This window comes from Confluentibacter lentus (assembly GCF_002806995.1).
GTDB classification, from domain to species: Bacteria; Bacteroidota; Bacteroidia; order Flavobacteriales; family Flavobacteriaceae; genus Confluentibacter; species Confluentibacter lentus.
This window is the reverse complement of sequence record NZ_NIHE01000003.1, coordinates 296,175-308,384: the sequence shown is the minus strand read 5'-3', so window position 1 is coordinate 308,384 and position 12,210 is coordinate 296,175. Positions and strand designations below refer to the sequence as shown.

Below are 12,210 nucleotides of genomic sequence, written 5' to 3'. Positions count from 1 at the left end.
GAGGCTTTTTTTACTCTAATATTTGTGACGCGTGATTTTTAGCCTTCACATCATCAATGACTTTTATTATAATACCTTTTTCATCAATAACAAACGTGATGCGATGGATGCCATCAAACGTTCTTCCCATAAACTTTTTGGGACCCCAAACTCCAAAAGCGTTGATGACTTCCTTATCAACATCAGCAATTAATGGGTAAGGAAATTTATATTTCTTTTTAAAATTGGCTTGTGCTTTTTGGCTATCCGCACTTACTCCTATCACTTCGTAACCCTTATCGGTCAATAGTTTGTAATTATCACTTAAATTACAAGACTCTACGGTACAGGTTGGTGTATTGGCTTTTGGATAGAAAAAAACAATTAGTTTCTTTCCAATAAAATCGTTCATTGAAATTGGATTTCCTTTTTCGTCTAAGGCGTTAAAATTTGGAGCCTTATCTCCTACTTTTAATGTGTTCATATTTTTTAACTTTGTAATTGCTAAAATACAACCGAATGACCAAACAAGAAAGCGTTGCGTTTATTATTAATACCTTAAATGCGCTTTACCCTGAAATACCAATTCCTTTAGACCATAAAGACCCTTACACTCTGCTTATTGCTGTGCTGTTATCGGCTCAAAGTACCGATGTCCGCGTGAATAAAATAACACCTTTATTATTTGAAAAGGCCGATAATCCGTATGATATGGTAAAACTTTCGGTTGATGACATTAGGGATATCATTAAACCTGTAGGTTTGTCTCCCATGAAAAGCAAAGGCATTCATGGATTATCGCAGATTCTTATTGAAAAACATAACGGACAAGTACCCCAAAGTTTTGAAGCTTTGGAAGCCTTGCCTGCCGTCGGGCATAAAACAGCTAGCGTGGTCATGTCCCAAGCATTTGGTGTTCCGGCTTTTCCCGTTGATACACATATCCACAGATTGATGTACCGTTGGAATTTAAGCAATGGTAAAAATGTAGTTCAGACTGAAAAGGATGCAAAACGATTATTTCCTAGAGACATTTGGAACGACTTACATTTACAGATTATTTGGTATGGTAGGGAATATTCGCCTGCAAGAGGCTGGGATTTAAATAAAGACATCATAACGAAGACCATCGGTAGGAAATCTGTAATTGATTTCTATCATCAATCAAAGGGAAACAAACCATAATAAAAAAGTCCTAACCGATTAATTAGGTTAGGACTTTTCCAAAGATTTAGTTTAATACTAATTCAAACTTCACCTTATCAGACTTAATAACACTTAAAGCCTTCGAATAATTTAGGATAAAATTAATGGTTTCTTCTTTGGGTTTTAAATCATTAGGTGTTTCAATGGATGTTTTAAAGTAATTTTTTGCCATTTTAATAAATTATACGTTAATAAATTAATAACGCATCAAAAATTACTTTATTGTATAAATTGTATTAATTTGTTAAAACAATATTATGCTTATCAATTATTTTTCGCAAATTAATTAATGCATAGCGCATACGCCCCAAAGCCGTATTGATGCTAACACCCGTTTTATCTGATATTTCCTTAAAGCTTAAGTCATCATAAATCCGCATCAAAAGAACTTCTTTTTGGTCTTCAGGAAGTTCGTCAACCAAGCGTCTTACATCAAATTCTACTTGCTCTTTTATGATGCTATTTTCAGCATTTAGACTAGTATCACTCAATACGGAAAAAATACTGAACTCACCTGCATTATCAAACTTGGGCATTCTGTTACTTTTTCTAAAAAAATCAATAACTAGATTGTGGGAGATCCGCATAACCCAGGGTAAAAACTTACCTTCTTCATTGTAATTCCCTTTTTTAAGAGTGCGAATAACTTTGATAAAAGTGTCCTGAAAAATATCTTCAGCGACATCCTTATCATAAACTTTCGAATAAATAAAACTATAGACTTTTTGTTTGTGTCGCTTTATTAACACTTCTAAGGCGCTTTCATCACCTTTAATGTAACAACTAACTAGGGTAGCATCTGTTATAAGTTCGTATTGCATAATAATTACTTTTAATGCCTCGAAGTAGCCTTCGTTGCTTGGGGGTTAATAGTTTAAAAGTAATTTTGTGCTATAGGCTGGTATTTATATGTTTATGCAATCTACGAATCAAATATAACAACAATCATTCCTAAAAAACAAAATTTAATATATTTTTTTAATATTTCTTTAAGATAAAATCGGCTTTTTAGGTTGTAATACTTATGTTATCTTTACAAACTTATTCTCTAATGCATATATGGCTACTAATATTACGGAAGTAAATCCAAAAGAAAACATTATCATTAAAGGTGCTAAACTGCATAATTTAAAAAATATTGATGTCGTTATACCAAGAAACAAATTAGTGGTTATTACTGGATTATCGGGCTCAGGAAAATCCAGTTTGGCTTTTGATACGTTGTATGCAGAAGGACAAAGACGTTATGTAGAAAGTTTATCGAGTTATGCCAGACAGTTTTTAGGAAGGCTCGATAAGCCAAAAGTAGATTACATAAAAGGTATTGCGCCAGCGATTGCCATCGAACAAAAAGTAAATTCCACCAATCCACGCTCAACAGTTGGTACCAGTACGGAGATATACGATTATCTTAAATTGCTATTTGCCAGAATAGGCAAGACATATTCCCCAATTTCTGGCAACGAAGTTAAAAAAGATACCGTTACAGATGTTTTAGAGTATTTAAAATCGTTTCCCGAAGCTGAAAAACTTCTCCTACTCGCTCCTATTCATTTGGAAGAAGGAAGAACCATGAACGATAAGCTTAAAGCATTACAGCAACAAGGGTACGCGAGAATAAAAGTCGGTAAAGAAGTTTTAAGAATCGAAGACCTTAAAATCGATAAAGAAACACATAAAAATGCGTTTATTGTTGTTGATAGAATTGTTTTAAAAACCGAAGAAGATTTTTTAAACAGATTGGCAGATGCCATAGAAACTGCTTTTTTTGAAGGCAAAGGCGAATGCATCATCGAAACCTTGTCTAATACGAAACAACGTTATTTTAGCAATAAATTTGAATTGGATGGTATTAATTTTTTAGAACCGAACATCCATCTATTCAGTTTTAACAATCCCTATGGTGCTTGCCCTAAATGTGAAGGCTATGGTGATATTATTGGCATTGACGACGATTTAGTGATTCCAAATACCGCACTATCCATATACGAAAATGCTATTTTTCCTTGGCGCGGAGAAAGCATGAGTTGGTACAGGGATCAATTGGTCAATAATTCACATAAATTCGATTTTCCCATACACAAGCCTTATTTTCAGTTAACTGAAGGGCAAAAACAACTTATTTGGGATGGCAACCAGTATTTCGAAGGATTAAATTCCTTTTTTGCCGAATTGGAAGCTAAAGCATATAAAATCCAAAATCGCGTCATGTTATCGCGCTATCGCGGAAAAACAAAATGCAAAGCTTGCAATGGGAAACGTTTGCGCATTGAAGCCAATTATATTAAAGTCGGAGGAGCTACCATAACCGATTTGGTTGAAATGCCTTTAGACAGATTAGCCCATTTCTTTAATCAACTAGAATTAAGCGATTATGATACCCAAATAGCTAACAGATTATTAAAGGAAATTAATAACCGGTTATCATTCCTTTCTAATGTTGGTTTGAATTATTTAACATTAAACAGGCGATCAAACACACTTTCGGGTGGTGAGAGTCAGCGTATAAATTTGGCAACATCTTTAGGAAGCAGTTTAGTTGGCTCCATGTATATTTTAGACGAACCTAGTATTGGTCTGCATCCTAAAGATACCGAACGTTTAATAGTTGTTTTAAAATCACTTCGTGATTTAGGAAATACCGTTATTGTGGTAGAACATGATGAGGATATTATGAAAGCAGCCGATTATATCATTGATATTGGTCCGGAAGCAGGCACTTTTGGCGGTCATGTCGTTGCACAAGGCACTTATTCAGATATATTGGCATCAAGTTCATTAACGGCAAAGTATTTGAATGAAACCATGTCCATTGAAGTTCCTAAAAAGCGTCGGACTTCAAAATACTATATTGATGTAATTGGTGCTAGGGAAAACAATTTAAAGAACATCGATGTTCGTTTTCCTTTGGAAATGCTCACAGTAATTACAGGTGTTTCTGGTAGTGGAAAAAGTACGTTGGTGAAAAAAATATTATACCCAGCCCTTCAGAAAAAATTAACCGATTTTAGCGATAAGGCCGGTCAGTTTACTTCATTAGAAGGAAATTTCAATATTATCAAACATATAGAGTTTGTCGATCAAAATCCTATTGGAAGGTCGTCACGTTCGAATCCAGTAACCTACATAAAAGCTTATGATGATATTAGAACCTTGTTTGCCAATCAGAAATTAAGTTCGCTTAGAAATTATCAAGCTAAGCACTTTTCTTTTAACGTAGATGGCGGACGTTGTGAGACTTGCAAAGGTGAAGGTGAAGTAACCATTGAAATGCAATTCATGGCCGATGTACACCTAGAATGCGAAACTTGTAAAGGAAAACGTTTTAAAAAAGAAGTTTTGGAAGTCACGTTTGCAGATAAAAATATTGATGATATTTTAAACCTAACCATTGATGATGCCATTGCTTTTTTTGAAGCTAACAAGCAAACTAAAATTAAAACAAAATTGCAACCGCTACAAGATGTTGGTTTGGGTTACGTGACTTTAGGGCAAAGCTCTTCTACCCTTTCTGGTGGCGAAGCACAACGTATAAAATTAGCATCGTTTTTAGGTAAAGGAAATAATAAAGAAAAAGCACTCTTTATATTTGACGAGCCTACAACCGGATTGCATTTTCATGACATTCAAAAATTGTTAAAATCGTTTAATGCCTTGATTGAAATCGGACATTCCATAATTGTCGTAGAACATAATATAGACTTAATTAAATGTGCCGATTATATTATTGATTTAGGCCCAAATGGTGGTGAACATGGCGGTTATTTGGTAGCTTCTGGGGCTCCTGAAAACATAATAAATTCTAAAGAATCCCAAATTGCTAAGTATTTAAGAGAGAAACTTTGATTGAATCAATAAAATAGAAATGCTATTAAAAACATAATAGCAGCGGCTAAAGGAGCTACAAACAATAAAAAGGTCATGGCTGCTACATTGCTCTTTATAAAACTCAAAAAATACCCTTCACCATAAAACCGTTTTACTGCTAAAAATAAATAGAAAAAGGTTGATAGCATGACTAATAGCTCAATCCAAAAAGATATTTCAAAAACTAAGTCAATAAAAACCAGAAAACTAAAAACCATAAATAAAAAGGCGAAGAAATAAAAACTGAAAACCAAATGGTGCGAAAAACTTCCCTTTTTATAATATAATAGTTTTAAAATAAAAGCGAAAATAGGCAACAATACAAACATAGCTATGGGGATACTATCATAAAAACCCTGAAGCAAAGAACCACCATTACGCTGCTTATAAAGCTTAAGCATTTGTGAATATAGCTTTCTTTTGAAAAACCCAGCATCATCTGGCATCCCCATAGATTTTAAAATGTCTGCTTCAGGGGCATTTAATTTAATCAGAGAATCAGCTTTTACTTTGTTAAAATCGAAGCTTATTAAATCTGAATTTAAATCATTGGATTTTTGGGTTTTTAAAATCGAATCCAAATCAGTTATTCCCCTAACCTCAATACCTTCCTTCTTTAATCTTTCGTTTATTTTAGTGGAATCAATTACTGTAATTGGTTTTGAATCTTCATTCAAAACGCTGTTATCCTTCTCTATTTGATCTCTGCTTATAAATGAAAACAAAAAGAAGAAAATCACAGATATAAACAAATACATTTGTGCCGGATGTAAATACAACAATCGTTTTCCTTGTACAAAGCGTTGTGGCAAATACCCTGGCTTAGCCATTAAGGGGATAAAACTTTTGAAAAACCTAGCATCAACCGAAAAATAGTTACTTATAGTGTTATAAAACAAAACGCCCAATGTCAATTTTTCTTTATCATCTTGTCCGCAATAGGGACAAAAATTATATTCATCTTTAAATGTGCGTTCACAATTTTTACAGATTATGTATTTTATAGACATATGGATTGAATTAGCCCTTATAAAATTAAGAAAAAACAATAGACGTTAATAATTTCAAATGCTAGTAATAATGAAAAAGCACTTTTTTAAAACAAAAGTGCTTTTTATATTCATTAAAATTTAGCCATATAATTATATTTGGTCATCACTAATGATTTTAAATGATGACAACAGATTTGAGGGTATTAATATTTCTCTACTCCTTTTACATTCATCTTTATTGAAGAAATAAAAGTTTGTGATGTTATAAACAATTCTTTGTTGTTCTGTCCCGCAAATACATTGTTGGTTGGTCCACCAACAGGAATCTCAAGGATTTTGTTGCCATTTGGATCATAGGCTCTCACCCCTGGACCTCCGCTAACATAAACATTCCCTTCATCATCCATAGACATGCCATCCAAGAAATTTAATCCAGGAACGAACGTATTGATGTTAGAAAGCGTTCCATCAGAATTAATATCGAAAGACCAAATGCCTCCAGAACCATTATAAGACCATTGATTTACGTATAGTTTTTTACCGTCTGGAGTTCCAACAATGCCATTTGGCCAAGAATCGTCATTCCATTCAGCCATGGTTGTCACCCTAACTAATTCAGTAGCTCCGGGCGCCAAATAATAAACGTGACCGCCTTTACCAAAATCGGCTTGTTCAGAATGGTTTGGCTCCCAAGGTTGCGCGCGCGGATCATCAACATCCCAATAGCCTCTTGGAAATATGGGGTCTGTAATGTACATGCCACCTGTTACAGGATTTATCCATACATCATTTGGTCCATTTAATAACTTACCATTATAATTATCAATCAGGACTTCGTGGCTGCCATCAGGAAAAATTTTCCATAATTCTCCGTGCATATCCGCGCAAGCAATTAAATTGCCGTCTTTATCAAAAGCCATTCCATTGGCACGCCCTGTACCTTCTAAAAATAATGATACCAATCCTGTATTTGCAGACCATTTATAAATTCTATCGTTTGGTTGGTCGGTAAAAAACACATTGCCATGCTTATCTACGGCTGGCCCTTCTGTAAAAGTAAATCCTGCTTGGATGGTAGTTAATTGTCCATGTGAGCTAGGAGAAACAAGTTTAAATGGGTCATAAATATTTGATGAGCCATTATGCTTTTTTCCGTTGCTATGTTTAGCGGATAGCTGCTCAGATTGAAGTTCCTCCGAATCTTCGATGCTGGTTTTTGAACATGAATAAAGTCCAAGGAAGCAAACAACCCCAAAGACTAAAAACACTCTTTTTTTCATAAAAATGTAATTTTAAAGTTAATAAAAAACGTTATTAATAAAAATATGTTAAAAATAATATGGCTTTCTCAAATATAAGAGTAATCTCTTACTTTTTAATATAAAAATAAATTATTTTTACATATAATTATTTGTTTTTCAGCACTGTACACTTAATATTGATAATATACAGCTTGAATTATGAGTATTTATAAGGTGTTTTTTAATTTTTGAAAAAACATTATTTTAAAAAAAAATCAAGCCATATTAGATGTTTTTATCACAAAACACATGTTATGCTTGCATAGTATGGATAAATGAATAAATATTAGGTAGTCTATGCTACGACTTTGGAAAAAGCCTGAACAGGAACATTTTGAATTTATACATGCCTTGAAGCAGTTGAAATATCATTTCAAAACAATTCAATGTAACACAATGGCTATATTATACAGCTATTTAACTCAGGCAGTTGCCTACACTTAAGAAATCTTCTTGATTGTCCGCAATAACCATTAACGTATCATGAGCCTCAATTAATGTAGATCCTCCTGGCCTAATATACTCCCCGCGTCTTTTTATCATAATAATAAAAGCGGATTTAGGAAAGTTTAAATCAACAATTCTTCTATTTACTGCAAAAGAATCATTCAATATTTCGAATTCCTTCATTGAAGACTTTGGAATATCTAATATAAATTTCTCTGTCTCTGAAATTGGTTTCACTTTTTCTGGTAATGCAACGTGTAACCATTTGGCAACAATAGATAACGTTGTGCCTTGAATAAGAACCGAGGTAACAGAAATAAAAAATACAATGTTGAATATGATATTAGCTTTTTCGATTCCCGCCAGTAATGGATATGTAGCAAACACAATGGGGACAGCACCACGCAAACCTACCCAAGAAATATAAAAACGCCTTCTTAATTTCATCTTAAAGAAAATTAAGCTTATAAAAACACTTAATGGTCGAGCAATAATGATTAAGAATAAGGATATCAGCAAACCAATACCCATATATGGATAAACTTCGGAAGGAAAAACAAGTAGCCCTAAAGTGAGAAACAGAACTATTTGCATAAGCCAAGCTAGGCCATCATACATTTTTAAAATTGTTTTTTTGTGTATTAAATCCTGGTTTCCTAAATACACCGCACAAATATATATGGCAAGAAACCCATTACCACCAAAAAAATCGGTCGCAGAAAATGTAATAAACATTAAAGCTATTACAAGGGCTGGATAAAGACCTTCAAAATCCAGTTTAATTTTATTTATGATGAACTTACTGATTTTGCCAAAAGCCAAACCTGCAATCCCCCCAAAAATCATTTGCTGTAAAAACAAAGGAACAATAGAAAATATACTTTGGTTTTGGTTAATAACCAAAGTCAAGAATGCAATGGTAAGGACATACGCCATGGGATCGTTACTTCCACTTTCCAATTCTAAAGTAGGTCTCAGGTTTGTTTTGAGAGCGAGGCTTTTTGATCGTAAAATTGAGAATACCGCTGCAGCATCTGTTGAAGAAACAATTGACCCCAATAGCATACTTTCATAAATGGTGAAATCGGTAATTAACCAAACAAAAGTGCCGAGAGAGATTGCTGTTAGGAAAACACCTAGAGTAGAAAGTGCAATGCCTTCCCTAAGAATAGGCTTTACTGATTTCCAGTTAGTATCTAGCCCACCAGAAAATAAAATAAAGTTAAGAGCAACGATTCCAATAAATTGAGCGATTTTAGGGTCGTCAAAATGAATTCCACCAATACCGTCAGAGCCTGCCAACATTCCAATGGCCAAGAAAAGCAATAATGTAGGAACACCAAATTCATAAGAAGTTTTACCCACTATGATACTCACAAAAAGTAATAATGAGCCAACTAATAGTATGTTTTCAATCGTTAAATTCAATGTCTTTCTTTAATATATCCATATGCAAAGTTACATCTTTTGTATGTTGAGCCAGTTCAAGTATTTTATTATTTTATTACTTAATACTAATTCTATAATTGAACAATAATAATATTTTTACTGAATATCAATCACTTAAATATTATTGTGTTTTTTGGCACGCTGTTTGTAAACAGAAAACTGTATCACAATTAATACTTACAATTATGAAAAAGTTTATATTCTTATTAGCTGGTATCGTCCTTGTTGGATTTACTTCTAATGCAGCCACAACCAATACAGAAAACAACTCAACTATTTACAATAGAGGTTATAGTAACTCTTTCATATTTGTTGAGAATGGTATAGAATTTTCCGTGTTCCCTGATGGACAATTTGATTTTAATATTTTACGTGGTAATAACTTAAACGTATCTATTGGTTCGCCAAATATAAACATCAGTTTTAACTCTGGTTATGATTATAATGCTTATTTGCAATACGATGAGTACGGCGCTATTATCCAAATAGAGAATACACCTATTTACTATGATTATTACGGACGAATTTCTCAAGCGGGTAACGTAAATATTCATTATAACAATAATGGCTATGTATCTCGTGTAGGAGGCTTACATGTTTACTATAATAATTTCAATGTATTTACACACTTTACAGGTTTTATTAATGTGTATAACAGGCATTATGTTTATAGACCTTGGCATCGTTACTATAGTATTCCTGCATACGATTACTGTGTAGTTTACAACAGGCCTTACAGACAGTATTACAACCCTGTTCGTTACGTATATACAAGACCATTTTATAACAATTATAGACCAAGAACAGCCATTTATAGTAGGCGTGGTGATGTAATAAGCAGAAACAGAAATTACGCTACTGCTAATAGAAGTTCTAAGAATATTACTGAAATAAACAGAAATTCAAGAAGGGATTATGATGACAGTAGAATGTCTCAAAGTAATACTAGAAACAATTCTAATTTCAACAGAAATTCTTCTCAAATGAGAACAGAAACTTCAAACAATAATTATTCTAGAAGAGATAATAATAATGCTTCTAGAAATAACGGAGAAGTAGCTAATAACAATTTCAAGAGAGATAACAATAGTACTTCTAGAAATAATGCAGAAGTAACTAACAATAATAGAACTAGTGAGTCCGTTAATAGGAGAACGACTCCTAATGTTAATGATTCGAGGATAGAAAATTCAGGAAATAATAAAAATAATTCATACAATCGTAAACCAGAAAGTTCAAACACTCGTATATATTCAGAGAAAAGCAATAATAACAGAAGTACCCCACAGGTAACTTCTAGATCGACTCAAAATAGTTCCTCTAGAAACGTGCAACAAGCGCCTTCTAGACAAACTCAAAGTTCATCTAGAGTTATGGAAAATAGAGGTAATTCCGGTAACAATAATAAACAGTCTAATACTAATAGAAGACAATAAAGATTTTGGTTGGTTAGTTGGAAAGCCCTGCGATATGTTTGCCTCAAAGCAAAATTCGTGGGGTTTTCTCTTTTATTTCAAGTAACCAAATATCTTGTTTACAAATAAAGATACATCGCTAGATAAATTAAAGTTATACACGAAATATACGTATGTAAAACATGCCATAACAGACTTTAATCCTATATTGACAATAGGATGAAATGGAAAATCCCAAAAATAAAATACCCCAAAACATATTGATATTAGCACAAATACTTTTATTGTGTTAATTGTAAAAGGCATCATTTTAAACGAATAACTCACAAAACATATTTTTGAAATATTATACACTAAAACAGCTATAAAAGTAGCATAAGCAGCCCCTTCAATACCATATTTTGGTATGAAAATCACATTTAAAAATACCATAGATACCATCAAAAAAACACCTAATAATAACGCCATAAAATAATAATCACTATTAAAAATAATGGCGTTATTATTTCCCAATAAATTATCTGAAAGCTTAGAAATACTTATAAGAATGACTATCAATAAACCTCCATTATATTTTTCGGGAATTAATTGATACAGCTCATTTATATTTAAAACGATTAATAAGAAAATCAATCCGCTTACAACAAATAAACTTAAAGAGCTTTTTTTATATAAACTTTCTAATTCTTCAGTATTCTTATCATTTAAAAGCTTGGCAGTAATTGGGTTTACTATTTGTTCCATAGCTAACAAAGGCACACCGATAACACTCGCTATATAGATTGCAACACCATAATACGCCACATTTTCAATGTTTATATAATAACCCAGCATAAACTTATCCACTTCCAAAATTACGTTTGCCACAGAACCAACAATCACAATTAAAGACGTATATTTTAGTATGGCTCCAGTGCCTTTAAATCTAATAAGTCTTAAAACCGGTAACTTAATATTGAACGCATAAATCATCATAATAAAAACCCTTATTATATACACTCCAACAACGGCGTGAATAAATTCTTCTACGTTTATATATTTAAAATACAATAAAAGCAATAATAATGTGGTGCCCACCCTATGGAACAGTTCCTTCATAAAATTGCCAAAAACACTTTGCATATGTACTTTACTCCAAGCATAAAACACTTCGAAATAGGCAAATGCAACAGCCGAAATATAAATTAGCCAAATATAATCTCCAATAATAACATTGGTTTCTGTAAGCCAGCCATTTATGGAATTATAAAATAAATGGCATAAAAGCCCAACTGAAAAAACCATAAACAATGGCAAAATCAGCATAAATAATAAAAAACTGTTTTGAGATTGTCTTGTTTTATATGAAGAATAAAACTTAATCATGGTATTGTGAGCGCCAAACGCCATAAGAGGCATCATGATATTGGCTGTAGAAAAAATGAAAGTTACAAGTCCAAAATAGGTGTCACTCATAAAATTAGTGAATAAAAAAAGCACATTTATTCCGCCAATCACAAAACCTAAATACGTTGTTAAAGTGTTTTTAATGGATTGTGAAACAATAGTTCCCAT

General features: G+C 32.8%; 10 protein-coding genes. 3 read left to right on the top strand and 7 right to left on the bottom strand.

Annotation, left to right across the window (positions count from 1 at the left end; all coding sequences use genetic code 11):
* Positions 1 to 10: 10 nt before the first annotated feature.
* Positions 11 to 463, bottom strand: coding sequence for a thioredoxin-dependent thiol peroxidase (gene bcp / locus CDH50_RS08200; RefSeq protein ID WP_100611521.1), 453 nt, complete (start codon positions 461 to 463; stop codon positions 11 to 13).
* Between the two features lie 35 nt (positions 464 to 498).
* Here bcp and CDH50_RS08195 point away from each other — a divergent pair, with 35 nt between their 5' ends.
* The gene (locus tag CDH50_RS08195; protein WP_100611520.1) at positions 499 to 1,164 is read left to right on the top strand and encodes an endonuclease III domain-containing protein; all 666 of its coding nucleotides are present in this window, start codon (positions 499 to 501) and stop codon (positions 1,162 to 1,164) included.
* Positions 1,165 to 1,210: 46 nt separating this feature from the next.
* On the opposite strand, the gene CDH50_RS15195 is transcribed toward CDH50_RS08195, so the two are convergent.
* Both CDH50_RS15195 and CDH50_RS08190 read right to left on the bottom strand, forming a co-directional pair.
* Positions 1,211 to 1,357: a hypothetical protein gene (locus tag CDH50_RS15195; protein ID WP_198513458.1), complete on the bottom strand. Its 147-nt coding sequence runs from the start codon at positions 1,355 to 1,357 to the stop codon at positions 1,211 to 1,213.
* A gap of 64 nt (positions 1,358 to 1,421) precedes the next feature.
* Positions 1,422 to 2,006 carry an RNA polymerase sigma factor gene (locus CDH50_RS08190; RefSeq protein WP_100611519.1) on the bottom strand — a complete coding sequence of 195 codons (585 nt, stop codon included), beginning with the start codon at positions 2,004 to 2,006 and terminating at the stop codon, positions 1,422 to 1,424.
* A 238-nt stretch (positions 2,007 to 2,244) separates the two neighbouring features.
* Between CDH50_RS08190 and uvrA the strand changes: the two genes are divergently transcribed.
* On the top strand, positions 2,245 to 5,031 hold the full coding sequence (gene uvrA / locus CDH50_RS08185; RefSeq protein WP_100611518.1) for an excinuclease ABC subunit UvrA: 2,787 nt from the start codon (positions 2,245 to 2,247) through the stop codon (positions 5,029 to 5,031).
* A gap of 5 nt (positions 5,032 to 5,036) precedes the next feature.
* Here uvrA and CDH50_RS08180 read toward each other — a convergent pair whose 3' ends face one another.
* From CDH50_RS08180 to CDH50_RS08170, 3 genes are all read right to left on the bottom strand, one after another.
* Positions 5,037 to 6,062: a DUF3667 domain-containing protein gene (locus CDH50_RS08180; protein ID WP_100611517.1), complete on the bottom strand. Its 1,026-nt coding sequence runs from the start codon at positions 6,060 to 6,062 to the stop codon at positions 5,037 to 5,039.
* Positions 6,063 to 6,247: 185 nt separating this feature from the next.
* Entirely contained in the window at positions 6,248 to 7,324 is a 1,077-nt protein-coding gene (locus tag CDH50_RS08175; RefSeq protein WP_100611516.1) for an SMP-30/gluconolactonase/LRE family protein, read from the bottom strand.
* A 438-nt stretch (positions 7,325 to 7,762) separates the two neighbouring features.
* Positions 7,763 to 9,220, bottom strand: a complete 1,458-nt coding sequence (locus tag CDH50_RS08170; protein WP_100611515.1) for a potassium/proton antiporter — start codon at positions 9,218 to 9,220, stop codon at positions 7,763 to 7,765.
* A 206-nt stretch (positions 9,221 to 9,426) separates the two neighbouring features.
* On the opposite strand from CDH50_RS08170, the gene CDH50_RS08165 reads away from it, so the two are divergent.
* Positions 9,427 to 10,677 (top strand): hypothetical protein, encoded by a 1,251-nt coding sequence (locus CDH50_RS08165; RefSeq protein WP_100611514.1) that lies wholly within the window; start codon positions 9,427 to 9,429, stop codon positions 10,675 to 10,677.
* 72 nt (positions 10,678 to 10,749) lie between these two features.
* Here the strand turns inward: CDH50_RS08165 and CDH50_RS08160 are convergent, their stop codons facing one another.
* Positions 10,750 to 12,210 carry a lipopolysaccharide biosynthesis protein gene (locus tag CDH50_RS08160; RefSeq protein WP_100611513.1) on the bottom strand — a complete coding sequence of 487 codons (1,461 nt, stop codon included), beginning with the start codon at positions 12,208 to 12,210 and terminating at the stop codon, positions 10,750 to 10,752.

Coding starts and splice junctions, on each gene's coding strand:
- CDH50_RS08195 (WP_100611520.1), top strand. CDS start 499: ATGACCAAACAAGAAAGCGTTGCGTTTATTATTAATACCTTAAATGCG.
- CDH50_RS15195 (WP_198513458.1), bottom strand. CDS start 1,357: ATGGCAAAAAATTACTTTAAAACATCCATTGAAACACCTAATGATTTA.
- CDH50_RS08165 (WP_100611514.1), top strand. CDS start 9,427: ATGAAAAAGTTTATATTCTTATTAGCTGGTATCGTCCTTGTTGGATTT.
- bcp (WP_100611521.1), bottom strand. CDS start 463: ATGAACACATTAAAAGTAGGAGATAAGGCTCCAAATTTTAACGCCTTA.
- CDH50_RS08175 (WP_100611516.1), bottom strand. CDS start 7,324: ATGAAAAAAAGAGTGTTTTTAGTCTTTGGGGTTGTTTGCTTCCTTGGA.
- CDH50_RS08190 (WP_100611519.1), bottom strand. CDS start 2,006: ATGCAATACGAACTTATAACAGATGCTACCCTAGTTAGTTGTTACATT.
- CDH50_RS08180 (WP_100611517.1), bottom strand. CDS start 6,062: ATGTCTATAAAATACATAATCTGTAAAAATTGTGAACGCACATTTAAA.
- uvrA (WP_100611518.1), top strand. CDS start 2,245: ATGGCTACTAATATTACGGAAGTAAATCCAAAAGAAAACATTATCATT.
- CDH50_RS08160 (WP_100611513.1), bottom strand. CDS start 12,210: ATGGGAACTATTGTTTCACAATCCATTAAAAACACTTTAACAACGTAT.